17 protein-coding genes and 1 pseudogene are annotated in these 19,862 nt (G+C 39.7%); 15 read left to right on the plus strand and 3 right to left on the minus strand.

Annotated elements, in window-relative coordinates:
* Positions 1 to 3: 3 nt before the first annotated feature.
* The 11 genes from KSX81_RS10185 to KSX81_RS10235 all read left to right on the plus strand — a co-directional run bounded on the left by KSX81_RS10185 (position 4) and on the right by KSX81_RS10235 (position 13,007).
* Positions 4 to 741 carry a cell division protein FtsQ/DivIB gene (locus tag KSX81_RS10185; protein ID WP_004298212.1) on the plus strand — a complete coding sequence of 246 codons (738 nt, stop codon included), beginning with the start codon at positions 4 to 6 and terminating at the stop codon, positions 739 to 741.
* 80 nt (positions 742 to 821) lie between these two features.
* Positions 822 to 2,273 (plus strand): cell division protein FtsA, encoded by a 1,452-nt coding sequence (gene ftsA, locus KSX81_RS10190; RefSeq protein WP_004298213.1) that lies wholly within the window; start codon positions 822 to 824, stop codon positions 2,271 to 2,273.
* Positions 2,274 to 2,330: 57 nt separating this feature from the next.
* The gene (gene ftsZ, locus KSX81_RS10195; RefSeq protein ID WP_004298214.1) at positions 2,331 to 3,641 is read left to right on the plus strand and encodes a cell division protein FtsZ; all 1,311 of its coding nucleotides are present in this window, start codon (positions 2,331 to 2,333) and stop codon (positions 3,639 to 3,641) included.
* Between the two features lie 85 nt (positions 3,642 to 3,726).
* Positions 3,727 to 4,176 (plus strand): GatB/YqeY domain-containing protein, encoded by a 450-nt coding sequence (locus KSX81_RS10200; protein WP_004298215.1) that lies wholly within the window; start codon positions 3,727 to 3,729, stop codon positions 4,174 to 4,176.
* Positions 4,177 to 4,929: 753 nt separating this feature from the next.
* A complete protein-coding gene (locus KSX81_RS10205) occupies positions 4,930 to 6,627 on the plus strand; it encodes a tetratricopeptide repeat protein (RefSeq protein ID WP_004298216.1) in 1,698 nt (565 codons plus the stop codon).
* A gap of 160 nt (positions 6,628 to 6,787) precedes the next feature.
* On the plus strand, positions 6,788 to 7,177 hold the full coding sequence (locus KSX81_RS10210; protein WP_004298217.1) for a DUF3244 domain-containing protein: 390 nt from the start codon (positions 6,788 to 6,790) through the stop codon (positions 7,175 to 7,177).
* Positions 7,178 to 7,221: 44 nt separating this feature from the next.
* A complete protein-coding gene (locus tag KSX81_RS10215; protein ID WP_004298218.1) occupies positions 7,222 to 8,688 on the plus strand; it encodes a C10 family peptidase in 1,467 nt (488 codons plus the stop codon).
* Between the two features lie 7 nt (positions 8,689 to 8,695).
* Complete coding sequence (locus KSX81_RS10220) at positions 8,696 to 10,246, plus strand: C10 family peptidase (RefSeq protein WP_004322468.1); 1,551 nt, start codon at positions 8,696 to 8,698, stop codon at positions 10,244 to 10,246.
* A gap of 7 nt (positions 10,247 to 10,253) precedes the next feature.
* Complete coding sequence (locus tag KSX81_RS10225) at positions 10,254 to 11,012, plus strand: hypothetical protein (protein ID WP_217725627.1); 759 nt, start codon at positions 10,254 to 10,256, stop codon at positions 11,010 to 11,012.
* A 23-nt stretch (positions 11,013 to 11,035) separates the two neighbouring features.
* On the plus strand, positions 11,036 to 11,755 hold the full coding sequence (locus KSX81_RS10230) for a hypothetical protein (RefSeq protein WP_217725626.1): 720 nt from the start codon (positions 11,036 to 11,038) through the stop codon (positions 11,753 to 11,755).
* Positions 11,756 to 11,774: 19 nt separating this feature from the next.
* Positions 11,775 to 13,007, plus strand: a complete 1,233-nt coding sequence (locus KSX81_RS10235; RefSeq protein ID WP_195442641.1) for a C10 family peptidase — start codon at positions 11,775 to 11,777, stop codon at positions 13,005 to 13,007.
* 36 nt (positions 13,008 to 13,043) lie between these two features.
* Here the strand turns inward: KSX81_RS10235 and KSX81_RS10240 are convergent, their stop codons facing one another.
* From KSX81_RS10240 to recO, 3 genes are all read right to left on the minus strand, one after another.
* Positions 13,044 to 14,270 (minus strand): acyloxyacyl hydrolase, encoded by a 1,227-nt coding sequence (locus KSX81_RS10240; protein ID WP_217725625.1) that lies wholly within the window; start codon positions 14,268 to 14,270, stop codon positions 13,044 to 13,046.
* 7 nt (positions 14,271 to 14,277) lie between these two features.
* Positions 14,278 to 15,231, minus strand: a complete 954-nt coding sequence (locus KSX81_RS10245) for a hypothetical protein (protein WP_117513792.1) — start codon at positions 15,229 to 15,231, stop codon at positions 14,278 to 14,280.
* Between the two features lie 269 nt (positions 15,232 to 15,500).
* On the minus strand, positions 15,501 to 16,229 hold the full coding sequence (gene recO / locus KSX81_RS10250) for a DNA repair protein RecO (RefSeq protein ID WP_022200135.1): 729 nt from the start codon (positions 16,227 to 16,229) through the stop codon (positions 15,501 to 15,503).
* Between the two features lie 141 nt (positions 16,230 to 16,370).
* Here recO and KSX81_RS10255 point away from each other — a divergent pair, with 141 nt between their 5' ends.
* The 4 genes and pseudogenes from KSX81_RS10255 to KSX81_RS10270 all read left to right on the plus strand — a co-directional run bounded on the left by KSX81_RS10255 (position 16,371) and on the right by KSX81_RS10270 (position 19,625).
* Complete coding sequence (locus KSX81_RS10255) at positions 16,371 to 17,330, plus strand: tyrosine-type recombinase/integrase (protein WP_217725624.1); 960 nt, start codon at positions 16,371 to 16,373, stop codon at positions 17,328 to 17,330.
* A gap of 350 nt (positions 17,331 to 17,680) precedes the next feature.
* Positions 17,681 to 18,124 (plus strand): annotated as a pseudogene (locus KSX81_RS10260) (DUF3575 domain-containing protein); the annotation flags it as partial.
* Positions 18,090 to 19,043 (plus strand): DUF3868 domain-containing protein, encoded by a 954-nt coding sequence (locus KSX81_RS10265; protein ID WP_410492456.1) that lies wholly within the window; start codon positions 18,090 to 18,092, stop codon positions 19,041 to 19,043. The pseudogene KSX81_RS10260 and the gene KSX81_RS10265, both read left to right, overlap by 35 nt.
* A gap of 12 nt (positions 19,044 to 19,055) precedes the next feature.
* Entirely contained in the window at positions 19,056 to 19,625 is a 570-nt protein-coding gene (locus KSX81_RS10270) for a DUF3575 domain-containing protein (RefSeq protein ID WP_217725623.1), read from the plus strand.
* The last annotated feature ends 237 nt before the right edge of the window (positions 19,626 to 19,862 follow it).

Below are 19,862 nucleotides of genomic sequence, written 5' to 3' on the forward strand. Positions count from 1 at the left end.
ATTATGATTAAAAGAATCCTTCTATCCATCGTCATGCTGGTGCTCATAGCTTACCTTGCCGTAGCTATCACCGCTTTCAACCGCAAGCCTGCCGACCAGACCTGCCGTGACATGGAATTGGTTATCAAGGATACCGCATACGCCGGCTTCATCACCAAAGAAGAGCTGAAAGGTATCCTTCAGCAGAAAGGGATCTACCCCATCGGGAAGAAAATGGAACGCATCTCCACCAAGTCACTGGAACGGGAACTAAGCAAACATCCGTTGATTGACGAAGCCGAATGCTACAAAACACCCAGCGGCAAAGTGTGCGTGGAAGTGACACAACGTATTCCTATCCTCCGGGTCATGAGCGCCAACGGCCAAAACTACTACCTTGACAACAAAGGAACTATCATGCCACCGGAAGCAAAATGCGTCGCTCACCGGGTAATTGTCACCGGAAACGTAGAAAAGTCGTTTGCAATGAAGGATTTATATAAGTTTGGTGTATTTTTGCATAATAATAAATTCTGGGACGCCCAGATAGAGCAGATCCATGTGCTGCCCGACCAGAACATCGAATTGGTGCCGCGTGTGGGAGACCATCTGGTCTATCTCGGAAAACTGGAGAACTTTGAAGATAAACTGGCACGTTTGAAGGAGTTCTACAAAAAAGGACTCAACCGGGTAGGCTGGAACAAATATTCACGTATCAATCTCGAATTCAGCAACCAGATTATCTGTACAAAACGAGAGTAGTTGATAAGTGATAGATGATAAGTAAACAGTCTCTCTATATAGTAAATTGTAAATAGTAAAATAGTAAATAAAATAACCCTATGGCAACAACAGAATTTATCGCCGCTATTGAACTTGGTTCATCGAAGATAACCGGTGTGGCCGGAAAAAAGAACAGTGACGGAAGCATGCAGGTATTAGCGTATGCCCAGGAAGACTCTTCTACGTTCATTCGTAAAGGAGTGATCTTTAACCTGGACAAGACAGCGCAAAGCCTGACTTCAATCATCAACAGACTGGAAGGTGAGTTGAAAAACTCAATTGCCAAGGTATATGTAGGCATCGGCGGACAATCACTCCGCACCGTCCGCAATGTAGTAAGCCGCGACCTGGAGGAAGAAGCTATCATATCCGAAGAGCTTGTAAGCGCTATCGGTGATGAGAACATTGCCATCCCGGTGGTCGATATGGATATATTGGACGTAGCTCCACAAGAATATAAGGTAGGTAATAACCTGCAAGCCAATCCGGTAGGTCTGGTAGGAAGCCACATCGAAGGACGTTTCCTCAATATCGTTGCCCGTGCTTCCGTACGTAAGAACTTGGAGCACTGTTTCCAACAGGCTAAAATTGATATTGCCGACCAACTGATCGCTCCGTTAGTAACCGCAAATGCCGTACTGACAGAAAGCGAACGCCGTTCGGGTTGTGCACTGATCGACTTCGGAGCAGACACAACTACCATCTCTGTATATAAGAATAACATTCTCCGTTTCCTGACTGTATTGCCTTTGGGAGGCAACAGCATCACGCATGACATCACCACCCTGCAAATGGAGGAGGAAGAAGCCGAACGCCTGAAAAAAGCCTACGGTGACGCCCTCTATGAAGAGGACCCCGAACAGGAAGAAGCAACCTGCAAACTGGATGATGACAACCGTATCATCAAAGTGGCGGATCTTAACAATATCATCGAAGCCCGTGCCGAGGAAATCGTTGCCAACGTATGGAACCAGATACAACTATCGAGCTACGAGGACAAATTGCTGGCAGGAATCATCTTGACAGGAGGGGCCGCCAACCTGAAGAATCTGGACGAAACCTTGCGCAAACGCAGCAAGATAGAAAAGATACGGATGGCGAAACTCCCACGCAATACGGTTCATGCGCCCAACAACATACTGAAGAAAGACGGTTCGCAGAACACTTTGTTCGGGCTCCTGTTTGAAGGTAACCAGAACTGCTGCCTGACGGAAACTGCTCCGCAAGCTGCTCCTGCACCATCAGTCTCCAAACCGGAGCCGGAAGTGCATAAGACAGTGGATATGTTTGAGGACGATCAGGAACTGAAAGAACAGGCCCGCATCGCCCGTCTCAAGAAAGAAGAAGAAGAGCGGGAAGCCAAGCTAGCCGCCAAAGAAGCGGAAAAACTTCGCAAGCAAAAGGAAAAGGAAGAGAAAGAAAGACGGAAAAGAGAAGCAGGTCCGAGTTGGATTCAACGCAAGATCGATTCGTTGACGAAAGAAATCTTTTCCGACGACGATATGAAGTAACCTTCAGCAGCTTGTTAATCAATATTCATAATTCGTAATTCATAATTCAATCAAGATATGGACGAGATAGTACAATTCGATTTCCCGACAGATTCACCGAAGATCATCAAAGTGATTGGTGTAGGTGGTGGTGGTGGTAACGCTGTAAACCACATGTACCGGGAAGGCATCCATGATGTAACGTTCGTTCTTTGTAACACGGACAACCAGGCATTAGCCGAATCACCTGTCCCGGTGAAACTGCAACTGGGCCGTAGCATCACGCAAGGGCTTGGAGCCGGCAACCGTCCCGAACGGGCACGCGACGCCGCCGAAGAAAGTATAGAAGATATCAGAAACCAGCTGAACGACGGCACCAAGATGGTATTCATCACCGCCGGAATGGGAGGAGGAACCGGAACAGGAGCTGCACCGGTCATCGCCCGCATTGCGAAGGAAATGGATATTCTGACTGTCGGTATCGTCACCATCCCCTTTATCTTCGAAGGAGAAAAGAAAATTATCCAGGCACTGGACGGCGTAGAGCGTATCGCCCAGCATGTTGATGCCTTGCTGGTTATCAACAACGAACGCCTGCGCGAAATATACGCCGACCTTACTTTTATGAACGCCTTCGGCAAAGCCGATGATACTCTTTCCATTGCTGCCAAGAGCATTGCCGAGATTATTACCATGCGGGGTACAGTCAATCTTGACTTTGCCGATGTGAAAACCATCCTGAAAGATGGTGGAGTAGCAATCATGAGTACCGGATTCGGCGAAGGAGAAAATCGTGTGACGAAAGCAATCGACGATGCCCTGCATTCTCCGTTGCTCAACAACAATGATATCTTCAATGCCAAGAAAGTAATGTTGAACGTATCTTTCTGCCCGTCGTCGGAACTGATGATGGAGGAAATGAACGAGATACACGAGTTCATGAGCAAATTCCGCGAAGGGGTGGAAGTGATTTGGGGTGTTGCCATCGACAACTCACTGGAAACAAGAGTAAAAATCACCGTATTGGCAACCGGATTCGGTGTGGAAGACGTTCCCGGAATGGACAGCTTGCATGCTGCACGCAGCCAGGAAGAGGAAGAACGTCAACTGCAACTGGAAGAAGAGAAAGAGAAGAACAAAGAACGTATCCGCAAGGCATACGGCGAAAGTGCCAGCAACATCGGAAGCAAGAGCCTCCGCAAACGCCGACACATCTATCTTTTCAATACGGAAGATCTGGACAACGACGACATCATCGCCATGGTAGAAGATTCTCCCACTTATATGCGTGATAAGACTACTCTTACCAAAATCCGGACGAAAGCCGCTCTGGAAGAGGAAGTAGCCACGGAAGAAGCTACAGATGACAACTGTGTGATTACGTTCTAAACAAAGAACTAAGAACGAAAATTATAAACTCGCAAAATCAGGCTTCAGATCTAATTTTTAATCTTTAATTTTTAATTATAATAGTATGGATTTATTCGATCAAGTCAGCGAAGACATTAAAACCGCAATGAAGGCGAAAGACAAAGTAGCCCTTGAAACTTTGAGAAATATAAAGAAGTTCTTCCTGGAAGCTAAGACTGCCCCGGGAGCTAACGATATATTGACAGATGATGCTGCTCTGAAGATTATCCAGAAACTTGTGAAACAAGGAAAAGATTCTGCTGAAATCTATATCGGACAGGGTCGTCAGGATTTGGCTGACGTAGAATTAGGCCAGGTAGCCGTTATGGAGAAATACCTGCCGAAACAAATGACTGCCGAAGAACTGGAAGCTGCATTGAAGGAAATTATCGCTGAAACAGGTGCTACAAGCGGTAAAGATATGGGTAAAGTAATGGGAGTTGCCTCCAAGAAGCTAGCAGGTCTTGCAGAAGGACGTGCCATTTCTGCAAAAGTGAAAGAGCTTTTGGGATAACCTCTGCGACTTCCACAGAAGATTTTATTATTTTGATTTTATCTTGCACCCTACACTAACCAGAGTTTATCTATTTGATTAATAGCAGTATAAACCTGTGCAAGATACCGTTGCAGATGCGTGCAAGATGTTTTATCTTACACACATCTGCAACTTTTCTTTAAACATGACGTTCACCTCCTTCACCACTCTGAAACATCGATGAATAAAGGGATTTCGGGTGAAGAGCTGCCTTTCACATAGGTTTCACCCGATTCACTATACCTTTCTGCCGAATTTTGATTAATAGACTGATTCCAATCTATTAGATATAAACTTATTCTCTATTAATGCCAAACTTCCTTTTCACTAATAGAAAAGATTACTTACATTAAAGGTAATCTATAAATGAAGCTTTTGTTTTTATAAACAAAGCTTTCATTTATAAAATCAAAAGCTTCATTTATATAATTACAACTTGCAATTATAGATTACGATTAATGAAAAACAAGTTTAGAATTATAGTAAAGTAATTTAGGTATTAATAGAAAGGAACTTTTCTCACTATAAATAAGAAAGAGTCTATTAATAGCTGGGAAATAATCAAATTAGATCACATGAACTTAATAAAATAAAAGCACATTTGAAATTAATATGATGTATGATATAGACAGTACTAATATTATTTCCCGAACTAAAAGAATCTCCCTATAAAAGAGCATAATATAGAAAATAAAGATTACTTTTACAACGAAACTAAACCACGACAGACAAATGAGAAAGAGTATTGCTATAATTATAACATCTATATTAGTGCTATCAGGATGCAACAAACAACAATCCGTATCTGACAGACTGCTAAATGAAGTAGAAAAAGCCATTGCCATAAATCCTGACAGCGCATCCAACCTACTAAAAAGTATATCATCTCCTGAAAAACTAGACGACAAAGCTTTTGCACGCTGGTGTATGTTATCAGGTAAGATTACAGACGAAATTTTTAATAGTATCCTACCAACTTACCAATTAGAAAGAGCTTATGACTGGTATTCCTCACATGGTAGCCCTGACGAGCAAGTGCAAATTTTGATTTATTTAGGTCGTTCCTATTTTGCTGATGGAGATTATGATAAAGCAATGTCTATTTATACTAATGCGCTGGACATTGCAGGAAAAAACAAGCTCAATAACCTCATTGGATATACCTATGACTATATAGGCGATCTATATCGAGAAAAATTCATGTTCACAGAAGCTATCAAAAAATACGAGACTGCTGCCGAATGCTTTAAAAAAGAAAATAACACCGATAGTTATGCCTGCGCATTAAAAAACATAGGACGTGAATATGCATGTATAGACTCATTATCATGTGCTATAGAAATACTGACTATTGCCGATTCCGTAGCAGCTAATACTAAAGATATAGAAGTTACCGCTTCAATAAATAATGCTTTAGGAAATATCTATGTAATGCGAGAAGAATATGATAAAGCCGAAAAGTACTTTCTTAAAGCATTATCGACGGGAAAAGAAAAAATGCCTGATTATGTAGCACTGATTGACTTATATACCACAACTGATTCTATAGATAAAGCTAAAGAACTATTATCTAAAATTCCACAAGATGACCCCCAATATACGTGTAGCATCAATTATTTATATTATCAAATCCATAATGCAGAGAGAGACTATAAAGAAGCGCTTGCCTACCTGGAAGAATATGTTGACATGGTAGATTCTATCGTATACGCTGACAGCCAATCTAAGATATTAAACATAGAATCTAAATATAATCATTTAAAAATCAGTCAAGAAGTAGATAGATTAAAGATTAAACAACAAAGCTACATTATATTTTCAGTTATCTGCATTTCATGCTTATTATTAATAATGATAGTGTATTTACTATATAGAAAACAAGCAAAAGAAAAAATACACAGACAACAAGATGAATTAAACCGGATAAAAACAGATTTAACCTATGTTTCATTAGAATTGGAAGAGAAAAAAAAGTTATTAGACACATTTAAAGAAAAAGATGACAACTATAATAAAATAGAGAAAGAAATAGCTCTTTTAACTAGCAATTATAAGGAACTACAACATAAGTCTCTAGAAAATTCACCAACATTTAAAGAGTTGGTACGGTTAGCCAAACAAAATAAGCCAAGAAATGATAAGCCATTAATAACAGATAAGCAATGGGAACTCATTGCAGATGAAATAACATATATCTATCCAAATTTATCTAAATACTTATATAGTCTATGTCCCAACTTACCAGAACAAGATTTTTTGTATTGTTGTTTATGTATGTGCGGATTTGATACTAACACAGAAGCAAAGTTGCTAAATATTGCAAGTGATTCAGTAAGAAAGAAACGGTTTAGACTTAGAGAAAAACTGAACATTGCATTGCTGAATGACAATACTACATTATATGAGTACTTGATTGAGAATATGCACTAATACCTTCATTTTAGTAGGAAATAAACTACAGTTTAAGAAGTTGTCCACGCAAAATTGCATAAGCCACTGATTATCAACAGTCTTTTGTCCACGCCGAAAAACATCTTTTGCTTGTGCACCCCTTCATTTCTCTATAACTTTGCAGAAAACAATTAAAAATATGAGAAAGCTAAGTATTGTACTATTATTAATTGGCATTTCATTTATAACGATAGAAGCCAATACTCTATCAGAGCATAGAGCTAAGCGTTTAGTTATCAAAAGATGGCATCAGCACAGAGGAGTACCAGTTCCTATTCCTATAGAAGCTATTCTCTACGAAAATACTATTGAAGTTCGTTTTTTAGAAAACGTAGACAAACAAGTCATCTTCCAAGTAAAAGATCAGCAAGGAAACATCATGTTCCAAGGTGTGATAATCCCCCCTAATGGGCAAGAGACTTATAAAATTAATTTAACAGGCTACAAAACCGGTCATTATGAGCTTCTTTATATAGAAGAAGACATGACTTTAGTTGGAGAGTTTGAAATTGAACACTCAATGCCATAAAAGTAACAAACATACAATCATTACGCAACTTAATAATTAAAAATATGAAAAAACATTTCTATTTTTTATGTGCAATAGCCAGCCTATTCACCATCTATTCGTGTACGAATGATGTTTCAGAAGATTTTATCTCTCAAAAGAAAGTCAAACTAACACAAGATGAAGTCTTTAGCATCTCCTATGATGAAACAAAAGATTTGGAAGAGAAAACTCTTTTCAACATGGTAAGTGCCTTTGCTAATCTGCAAAACGGAACAACGACAAGAAGCAATGCAACTTCCTTTAAGATTGTAAAAGAGAGTTTTATTAATAAAGAGGGAGAATTCAAAAAACAAGAGCAAGCAACAAGAGCCATTAACAATGACGATATCACATCGAAAATTTGCGAAATCGAATTTAGTAATGGCTCTTCTATCGGTCGTGCTATAGTTTCAGCGAATGCAAATTTTCCTGCCCTCATTGCCTTCATTCCTAAATGTAGTAGTGAAAAAATGATGGAGCAAACAGGAGCTAGTAAACTATTACATGCTTCAAAAGCAAGCTATCTCTATAATACAATAAAGATGAAAGAAGCTGTAGACTCTTTACGACTTCCAACACTTGAAAAGATTAGTAAAGAACTGGAAATACCTATAAATGAGGTTTCTTATGAGGCAGTCAAAAACTATATAACTATTACTGATGCAGAACCTACAACCAGATCAACTGCTGTACAAATAGGAGATATAGAAATGCAAATCTATCATGACAAATCTATATTTCCTCTAGTAAAAACAAATTGGGGACAAGAGGATCCTTATAATGGATGGTTCTCTAATATAGATAGAGATGGTTTACGAGACTGGGTAAGAACACAAGATGGAGGAAAGAATTTCACATCAGTTCCTGCTGGATGTGTGAATATTGCTATGGCGCAGATGATGACATATACTCACTGTAATAAAAGGCCTCCAGTTGCATTTCTAATCCCTACAGGAAAGTATGAAGTACAAACAGGTATGACTTTCATTCCCAATTGGGATCAAATGACAAAGACCCCTAAATTAGATGACCCAGGCGCAGGAGGCATAATTGATGCCCAGCGCCTAATTCTAGACCTCTATATCGAAAACAAAACCACATCTAAAAAAGACTGGGATAATGCTGTTATCTCGAGTGAAGTTTCAGAACAGAATATGCTAAAGACAATGAACAAATACTTTAAATACCAAGCTAAGGCAGCTTTTAATGGTGACATGGCGTGGGCAGCATTACGAGATAAGCATTTGGTTCTAATGTTAACTTCTGATCACGCCTTCATCATATCCGGTATACTGGTTACAGAAAAAGCCATTTCGACTCGCGAACTAGTGAAAAGAAACGATGTTTATTGGCACGCTAATTTAGGATGGGCAGATGAATGTACTGGATTCTACCAATTGGACAGCAATGCCAACACATATTTTCAGGCAAATGCCGTTCAAGAATGGGCTCATAAGATGGATTACTTAAATAATATTTATGCTAAATAGACACAATATGCTAAATAACAGATACTTAATATATCTATTCATCATTTCCTTTCTTTTTTCATCATGTACAGATAGCAACATTGCCAATAAGTTTGATAATGAAAAAGCTGAAAATGACCAGATAGTTTTAACTCCAGAAGAGTTCGCTAGCATTGCGTATGACAATCCGCAAGAACTGACTATAGAAGAAATCAGCAATATTGTTGCTAATTTCCAAAATAATATAGAAGTTGGAGATAAAATAGCTACACGAAACTCTGAAACAACAAAAATATCTATAAGAAAGAAGTATTATGTTGCCGAGGAAAACAACATCATTAAAAATATAGCCGATACCCGCTCGACAACATCCAAAGGGCCCACAGTTCCAATATTCGAGGTTGAATTATCCAATAATGAGGGAAATAAAAGTCTAGCTGTCATATGTGGAGACGAGAGAGTGCCGGAAGTTCTTTACTATGTGGACAATTATACTTCGCATTCCGAAATTGCCACGGAAGCACGTTATCTATTGGAACTATCTAAAAAAAATGTCTTTTTAGATATCCAGCAAATAGAATGTATGAGATCTACAAAAAGGGATTCCACTTTACATAAAATAGCCCAACAATTAAACATCCCGCAGAAAAATGTTTCCTATTCTGACTTTAAAGACCGAATTATAACAACGGATGAGATATCAACTAGAAATAATAATCCTGGAAATCAGTCTGGAGGCGTAAGCAGACCTCAATCCAATGTAGTAGGTTTTGTCAATCCTTTATCTAAAGTTTCATGGACTCAGAATGATCCATACAACTACGGCAGGCCTATAATGATGATCTACGACGGATATGGAGGTGAGCGTGAAGGGCATCTTGCTGTAGGATGTGCCAATGTAGCAATCGGAATATTGTTCAGCATAGTGAAACCAGACATGTATTTAGCTAATAGTCAAAAGGTTGACTGGGATTATGCAACATCAGTCGAATTCATCAAATTTACCCAAGGATATCCAGAAGCTAGTTCACCTGAAGATCTGGTAAATATGATTACAGGATTATTTGCACAGATTGCCACAGCAACAGATTCACACCCCTCTTATGAAGAAAAGGACTTATTAGATGTCAATACAGGAAAAACATATAAAAAATCAGTGATTACTCAAACAGAAACTCCTACAATCAATACCATAAATTATTTAAAGAGTATGGTTAATTTCTACGGGAACCAAAATAACAAGTTTAATGGCAATCTAGCAAAACAATCTTTATTTGAAAGAAAACCTGTTTTTCTTTGTGGTCCCGGACATATTGTAGACGACAATGGTAAGATTCTAGGTAATGGGGGAGGACACGCATGGCTAATCGATGGGGTTGTTATTACGAAGCGTCAGCACCAAGCCGGATATGACCATTACTGGTCAGTAAATATGGGATGGGGGAAAAGATCTAGAGTTTACTTTAGAACAAGTAATGACCTGCAGGATTGCGATGTTGTATTTCCAGACGACGATAATAATAATATTGCATATTACACGCAGGAAATGACTATGCTATATAATATAACTAGAAAATAACCGGACTATGAGAATCAGTAGAGTTTTACTAATTGTATTATTACTGGCATCTTCGTATGGTTGCTCTGAAGAGGAACCATACGAAGTTGAAAAGAAATCAGTTTCTATATGGGAAGGAGACACATGGCATGTCATTATAGAAACAGACTTAACAGAGCACAACTATAGGTTAGAATCAGAAAATCAAGAAATTGCGACTGCTATTCTTGACGAAATGAGCGTATGCATCACTACCTACAAAAGTGGAAGCACCATGATACGACTTATCGATACTGACAATAATAAGATAGCATGTGAAATCTCCGTATATGTCAAATACTTCAACAGTCCGGAAATTGTCAATTGGGGAATTCCGCTAAAAGGTAACCCTGATTATCCGGGAGTAATAATAAAAGCAGTGGATCTAAGAATTCCCCCAGAGATAGAAGTTGAGTTACGAGAAAAAGAGAAACCATTCATTGGTGCTACTTATACATTCAATCAGGAAACCAAAAAGTTTACAATGGAAACTGATTCGGGAATATTCAGAGAAGGAACATACGAATGGAATATTACCTCTTTAACCCTAATGTATGACGATAAAACAGAGAAATTCGGTTTTAAATTTGCTACAGGAATATCATTGGTGGGATACGGATATATCCTACAGAGTGACAAAACATCAGAATATCAGCAACGATATCCTGATGCTGGTATCACAGAAGTAAAAGTTAATTATATCTGGAAGGATAATGGAATAATTCAATTAGGAGGGCTTACATTTTGATCGATAAAAAAGTAGATAGACAAGTGAAACTGTTATTTCTGATATTCTGTGTATTTATAATTAGCTGCTCAAACGAAGACAAACTAAATTGTGAATCCATTGAATTAAGTAGCAACTCCATACATATTTTAGCAGGAGAAAAAAGAATTGTATATATATTGTCTGATTTAGAAAAATTCCCAATGGGGTTTGGATTACAGTCAGAGAATCCCCGAATAGCAACAGTTGAACCGCAAAATGACAGGAAGGCAATCCTAATCACAGGAAACAGTGTAGGAAACACCTCCATATATCTGCGTGATTTAAGAAATCCTGATAATTTTGTAGAGATTGAAGTTGTTTCCGACTACCTTTCCGGAAAGTTCATAGAAAAAGGAGATTCCTCCAGCACTTGGATAAATGGTGGTGACCTGCACATTCAAGAAATAATAGAGAGCGAATTAAAAGAAATTGCCAAGAACCAAACGGGAATACTATACTCTTTTGATAAAGATACTAAAGCTGTGGAAATTGATTATTCTTCATCCGACTATGACAATAATAAAAAGGCCGGAACCTACGAGTGGGATAAAGACAGCCTTACCTTAAACTTTAACAACAGCATATCTAAACACGGATTTGCCGTAGTGAACGACCATGCAATTATCATTGTATTAGACTTTACTGAAAAGTATAAATCAAAATATCCGAATGCATCTGTAAGAGGTGCAAAAATCCAATGTTTTCTATCAGCAATTGAATAATTAAGTAAACAAAAACATTATGAGAAAAAACATATTTATATGTATCATTTTTGCTGTATCAATTTCAGCATGTACAGAGGAACTAGACAAAGAGATTAATATAGAAACTAATAGTAGTCTTTATGATTTGTCAGAAAGTGAGGCACTTACAATTGCCAAAACATTTCACGAATCTGTAACATCCGAACCACAAACTAGGGATAATAATACCGCATTTGGTGTAAAAAGCACATACAGACTACACGCTTCTGAAAAAACAAGAGCTTTATCAAGTGAAGAACTCCCCTTGGTTTATGAAATAGAGATAAATAATGGTCTGGAAAATGGAAGAATTATTGTTTCTGGAGATAAAAGATTTCAAGAAGTACTCGCATATATGCCTTCATTCAATGATTCGCTTTATCAAGTCTCCTTAGGGCCGAATATTATGATGCAAATGGCGAAGAATACTTTATTGGATAAAATCCAAAACTATAAAAACGCATTGTCTACACGTTCTTACCCTGTTGACCCTATACCAGGAGAAGTAAGTGTGATGATTGTGCCTTTCTGTAGCACCCAATGGTCACAAAGTGCACCACACAATCGTTTATTACCCAAAGCATGGGTACAATATGCTGAAGGAGTCGGAAGTAGACCGGGATCAGCATGGTATGATAACTATTATACAGGAGAAGCGGTTATAAGCATTGCTCAAGCAATGGCTTACCTACAACCATATATAAGCATTAACGGAGTGTATATTAATTGGGAAACATTAATTATGGAGAAAAACGACACAGTACCCGAATGGTGGGAGTTAGCAGGAATTTTATCCAAATACATATATGACACTATTGGAACATATCCAGTATGGGGCAAAGCCTATGATGACAAATGGCCACAATCTTCTATTGTAAATGCCGTTGTTGCCATGGAAACTCCAACAGATAAAATATCTGCAGCCTTGAATTCTTCTCAATGTGGGCTGGTTTGTGATAAAGATCAGAGTTGGAATTTAGATATAGTAAAAAAGTCGTTACTTTCTCTATATCCTGTTTTAGTAGGAGATCGAAATAGACTGGCTTTTCTAGTAGACGGTTATGCAATTAATGAAGATAATTCAACTTACCTCCATTGCAACTTTAGTAAAAATACAAATTTTGATGGATATTTCTTAGTTAATAATGACGGAGGAATTACATTTGAACTTAATGGATTAAAATATAAAGATGTAAATCTTGGGATAATCGCCAACATAAGAAACAAATAGATAAGAAACAAATGTATACAAATACAGATTACCCTTTCATCGTTTATCATGAAATCTATATCCAAGCCCCAGCATCAAATTGTTGGGGTCTTTAAACTTGCTCAACTGATACCCTACATGCAGAAACAAATGGCGTGTAATGTAAGTCTTGAGAGCCAGAATTTGGTAGAACCCTTTCATATCACCACCGCTGTATATCAGGTTCCGACCGACACCGACATTGATAGAAAAAACAGGCATCACCAGTTCTGCCCGAAGAGATAACCCCATGGCAAATTGCTTACGGAAAGGAGGACGATGAAACTTCAAATCGCTTGAGTAAAACTCGCCCACTCTATACTCCTTAAGATTGGCACTCTCATCATATTGCGCATCCGCAGAAAGCCCTGCCCGAAAATAGTTGTTGAAATTATACATCGGGGCGAAATTGATGCCCGCCACACCGAACGAACCAGGAATCATACTCGACACATCGTCTCCAATCAGTCCTCTTTTGCGGGTGGCTCCGTAGATCACCAAGTCATAGCTGACGTGAGGCTTTATAAAGAGCCGTCTAGGAGTGATGGAACCGGGTGCCTCATCCGCGTCCAAAGTGCGTACGATGCCGATTCTTCCTCCAATAACATTAAGACCGCCATTAGGATAATGCGTGTTTCCATTGGAAAAATGGGTGAGATCTACACCTGCCGCCAATTTCCAGTACTTGTGAACTTGCCAGTTCAGCAAAAAGCCGAGATTGATGTACGCATTGATCTTGGAGCCAATCAACACGTTTTGCGGATTGGATAGTTCGTCATATTTCCTCCAGCCAAAAGAAGCTCCGAAGTTCCATTCGTAATCGAGCGACAGACGGGGCGACAGTTGCGCGATACGTGACCCTTGAAAAGCGTATACCGACACCGGATTTCCCAATTCAACGGGACTAAAGAAGGTCTGGTAGGAAACGCCAATGCCCTGATAGGTATGAGGAAAGAGCCTGCCGAGATTGGATTCTTTGCTAAATCTGAAAGCGTACTTGAGATGGAAAGAAAGCGATTGGTCGATTTTCTTTTGCTGCATATTGTCTCCTTGCAGAAAACTATGGGTGGAGACGATATAGCCCGGACGAATGTCAAAGCCAAGCTGATGGCGGATCAGGGAATGGCTGACGCTGTCGTTCCGTTGTCCGATGATTGTCTGGGCTTCCAGATTTGCGTTGATTGCCGGATATACCAGAAGGCAAAAGAGGCACAGCAACCGTATGGCGTTCCTATTTCTAATCATTGATATGCTAGTTGTTGAAAGGTATATCCTTGTGTGTTATATAATATTTTACAGGCATTTCGCTATGCAACGTGCCGGTTACGATTCGTTGTTTCTTGGTTTTGGAGTGAGAAACATAGAGGGTATATCTCGTTTCCAACCAATCATACATCATCGATAAGGTGTAGTATCGAGAAGTCCGAGGAGGAATTATGTCTTTGTTCTGTTCCGTACTAGGGCAAGGCAACATTTGTTGCTCAGAAATGAATGGCGCCCGTTTGCCGTTCATCACTAAATATCCGTCTTTCATACTTGGTATTTCCACTGTCAGACCGGCTTCGCCCAGTAATTGAAAAGCTTCGGGCACATCGCTTTTGAACCTCATAAAATGGTAAAAAGACTCGAAAGGAAAAAACGTGTATGTAGACGAAACATCTGTTAAGTTATGAAAGGAGACGCCTTCTTTTTTCTCTATCTTGTTTTCCGGATCGTAAGAATATGCATTCAAAGAATAAATGATACTATCCATCACATATCTGTCTCCCGGAGAAATCTCGACGTGTATCTCCTGCCACTCATATTCGTTGCTTGCCGTGAGCAGGAATTGAAAAGGAGCGGAAAGGGCATTCTCGCCCACCGTTATCTTCACTTCTTCGGGATGAACACGTTCGATGGTGAAATCAATCATCTCTCCGGTGCACACAATCTTTCCCAATCCGTTCAGCGATGGACCTTGGTCATTTGTTACCAAGCGATTGTCCGCATCATATACTTTATATTGAACGGGAAGACTAGAAGCTGTATACATTGCTAACCAATCCCAATTGGCAGCTGCAAATTGAATAGTGGCAACATCCCCGTTCCCGTCCAGCGCCAGTTCGGAATCGGAAGGACGGAAGTCGTCGACAAATACGTCTCCGTTACAACCATAAAACTCCCCCAGGATGAGAAGACAGACCGTCAGGTATAGGAATCTTTTCATATTGTTTTCTCTCTTGTTCATTCTCTTTTGTTCTCTACGGACAAAAGTAACATATATTTTCAGGAACAGCATACAAACCCGCATTAAGAAGTGTTATTATCACCTGATTAATTGCCGCATACAGTGGCGGACGCTAAAACACTGCTAAAACAATATATGGCAAGTAAATGGACTCGACACGACAAGGGAACGACAGAATTGAAAAGCACCGCACTCGTGTTTCAAGAATGAAAACTAGCTAGAACAGTTGAATGGAGAAAAGTTACTAATTAATCAAACAGTTCTTTCAATACCTCCAGTGATTTCAATGCCGGGAAGTCAGGCAGATGCAAACGATAATAATCATTCATAATCGTCAGGCAACGAGTACGCTCCGCACGGCTCATACCAAAAAGATGCATGGTCTCATAGTTCATGCGCATCAACTGACGGAGACGGACGGCCTCTTCAGGATTGATATAAGAAGAATGTAATTGGGGACGAATGGAAGTGAAACAGGCATTCAATAAATCGAAGTAATCGCCGGTATGATAATCTTCCAGGTTCGGGTAAAGCCCCAGAAAACGCGAAAGACGCATCAGAAAAACCAGATGAAAATTGGCAAATCCCTCTCCACACTCGTCCAGCCAAATGATAGAATGTTGCAGATAGGCAAACAACGGACGGTTCTCTGCCTCCTCCCGGATAGCCCTGTAAAGAAACTCCGACAGGAAAAGTGCCATCGAAGACTTATACGGATCATAAGGTATGGAAGAAAATGGATAAAAAGATTTCGCTTCCTTCACACGATAAAGTGTTGCATTAGGCCGATAGTCAGCCTCGAACTCAATAAAAGATAACGGTTGGAAAAGTACGGATTTCACAGCCGCTTTTCGCGAACGAGGCACTGTTACAAGGAAAGAAGCTCTGCCGGACAACTCCGTATACATATCTACAATGATAGAAGTATCATTGTATTTCAACGTATGAAGAACTATTCCTTTCGTTTTCTGCAGCATAACTGAATAACCTCATTTCCAAATCCGAAGCAAAGCTACAAAAAATACAAGGTAATCGGAGAGATTTTAAAGGCATTAACAACAAAAAAGATAACTACTTTTGTTATAGTCCCTGAATAACAAGTAAAGATAAACAAGCTTATGAAACGAAAAAGTAATAAAAACGGATTTACCGGATGCGCCAAAGCATACATCCGGAATTTACAGGAAGAAGGTCGTTATTCGACAGCACATGTGTATAAGAATGCAATTCTGTCATTCACAAGGTTCTGTGGTACTCCCAGCATAACTTTCGGGCAGATCACTCGCGATAGTTTGAGACGATACGGGCAGCACCTACACGAACATGGGTTGAAGCCAAACACAGTTTCAACCTATATGCGTATGTTGCGCAGCATCTATAATCGTGGTGTAGAAGCAGGGGTAGCCCGCTTTATCCCCCGGCTGTTTCGTGACGTATACACTGGCGTAGATGTACGACAGAAAAAGGTGCTCCCGGTCAGCGAACTGCATACACTTCTCTACAAAACCCCTCAATCCCAACACTTAATCCGTACGCAAGCTATCGCACGGTTGATGTTCCAATTCTGCGGTATGCCGTTCTCTGATTTCGCACATTTAGAGAAATCGGCATTGGAAGACGGAATCCTTAGATACAATCGTATAAAAACAGGCACACCAATAAGTCTTGAAATCCTGGACACCTCCAAGAAAGAGATAAACAAGCTGCGTAACAGCAATCCACCGAGAGAAGATTGCCCAGACTACCTATTTAATATAATGAGAGGAGATAAGAGACGAAAAGAAGAAGGCATATATAAGGAATATCAGTCAGCCCTCCGCCGATTCAACAATCAATTAAAAAGCCTGTCAAGAGAACTAAACCTAAAATCACCTGTCAGTTCATATACCATCCGGCATTCTTGGGCAACAAATGCCAAATACCAGGGAATCCCTATTGAAATGATCAGCGAATCACTAGGACATAAATCTATAAAAACCACACAAACTTATCTGAAAGGTTTTGGTTTGAAGAAAAGAACAGAAGCCAATCAATTGAATTGTTTTTACGTAGAATCTTACAACACAAGTCATCAATAACACATAAACAACTATCTATCAGCAATCTGCCTTATCCATTACTTCTTAGGTAACGGATATAAATACTGCACAAAGATATATAAAAAGAGTATTACATTCCAAATTAATTATACATTATTTTATTCAACTTCTTTCGAAGAATAAAATAAGATATGAGAACACGAATCACTTTTAGTTCATGTTCCAACTATCTATTGCCAATCATCGGACCACTTTTTTCTGTCCGAAAGCTTCCAGAGACATATATCAATAAAAGACCACCGTCTTTTTTACTTTTCCCCCATGTGTTCCTGTCATTAAACAGGAGTTCCGTTACCTAAAAAGTAACAGATACACATAAACAAATAATTATGACACACAAACCCAATATCAGCAAAAATGAAAGGTCTGCTGCCAGCAACAGGTGGAGACATGCAGCAAACATTAAACATGGGCTAGCCATCATTGCCTTTGTTGCATGTATTCTGCCTGCTTCGAACCTTTGCGGACAAAATATAGCCATTAAAAGCAATCTGCTTTACGATCTAACCACTACTCTCAATATGGGAGGAGAAGTGCGATGTGACGATACGCATACCATCAGCCTTTCCCTCAATTACAACCCCTGGAACTTCGGAGGGAACAAAAAGATGAAGCATTTCCTGTTGCAGCCAGAATACCGTAAATGGTTTAATGAAGTATTCACAGGAAGTTTTATCGGCTTTCAGCTACACTATGCTTTGTTCAATTTTGGAGGAATGCTCCCCTGGGGATTCAACAATGGGAAAATGCTGGGTATTGAGAACAGGCAGATTACTTCTCTCCATGGATGTATCGGTAGAGATAGAAAATATGGAGTCTAAAAATGCCGTCAGACTAACGCCCGTCTTAACCGGACAGGAAAGAAAAATCTTACTACCTTCCATCTTATTAAACGGCAAACAAAAACAAAAATTATATCTGCGTAACCAGATATTACGAAAAAAAAGCGAGCATAAGGAAGAGAACGCAACCTACCTCGTTGCCGGTATCGACGAAAGTCATTCCCGCACCATCGCTTACCGAACTTCGTTGCCCGCAGAAGATTGGATGAACCACGCAACTCTCCTCCTTCGGAGAACAATCATCCGTCCTGAAGGTGAACAAGCGTTGAAAGATACTTTACTCATTACATCTCAACCTGCTGCACTCCCATCCTCCCAAAAGAATCCGGACGAGGTTACGTCAACAGCAGAAAACACGTCTCCAGCTGATATGACAACCACAAAAATGAAATATAAAGGTTCGTATGTTTCCCCGGCTACGGATGATGTAGATATACGAAACCAGAAAGAGTTGAATTTTAATCTTGAAGAAGCTAAGATTATGGCTGATGTCAATCCACAAATGTTGTCGCTCCGCGAACTCTATACCGTAGCTCTGTCGTATGCAGATAACAAAGCTAAGTTTTACCAAATTATTAACATCAGTGTCAAACTGTATCCTGTACACCCCATCGCCAACCTAAACGCTGCCGCTGCTGCCATCGAACAAGGAGACACTCAATCAATAAGCAAGTTTTTATCGATGGCTCCTCATGACAGCCTTGCTTACAAGAATTGTCGGGGTGTATATGAGCTGATGACTGGAAACACATACGAAGGTATTCGCATGTTAAAGGCTGCTAAGACAGAAGGTTCCGAAGAAGCTTCTTACAATCTGAATGTATTTTTTGAAAATAATAAACGTCCTTAACAAACAGACACAATGAAATATTTCTTACTCTTATTCCTATTCTTATCAGTTGGTTGGCTCCACTGTCGCTCACAGAGAGTAGCAGTCAGCGTGAATGCGCTTCCGGCAATAGATGGGGCTTTCGAAGCCGGAGTCTCCTATGCCATAAGAAATAAAAGTACAGTTGAACTGACCGGCAGTCTGCGACCATGGAAACGGGAAGAGAAATATGTGAACCGCTATTGGCTGATACAGCCAGAATATAAATATTGGACTTGCCAGAAGTTTAACGGCTTTTTCTGGGGTGCTTACCTCAATGGGGCACAATTCAATATCGGAGGGAAAAAACTGCCTTTCGGTATATTCGCCGGGTTGAAAAAATACAGATATGAAGGATGGCTGGCAGGTGGAGGTATCAGTGCCGGATATCACTGGATGCTGGATAATCATTGGAATATAGAAACAAGTCTGGGAGTAGGATACGATTTTATCCGCTACAAGCAGTACAACTGCGTCAAGGAATGCGCCGGATTACGAGACAAAGGTGATTATCATTACATAGGGCCTAGTAAGGCTTCAATAAGTTTAGTTTATCTATTCTAAAATAAAACAGGATGAAAAGTTTATGGAAAGTCTGGTTCTCCAGAAGAAGAAGTATCTACATACGAATAGCACGTCAATGCCATTCTACCCCATGGAGAGTATATTATCTAGGGCATGGAGGCATCAGCAGATCAATAAAGGACATAAAGATATTGAAAGCATTGCAACAGCAAGGAATCATCTCACGAATTTATCCATGGTGAGTTATGATTGCTTTTGTTACAGATAAGAAGTCAT

The sequence above is a fragment of the Bacteroides sp. MSK.18.37 genome, from assembly GCF_019129155.2.
GTDB lineage: Bacteria > Bacteroidota > Bacteroidia > Bacteroidales > Bacteroidaceae > Bacteroides > Bacteroides ovatus.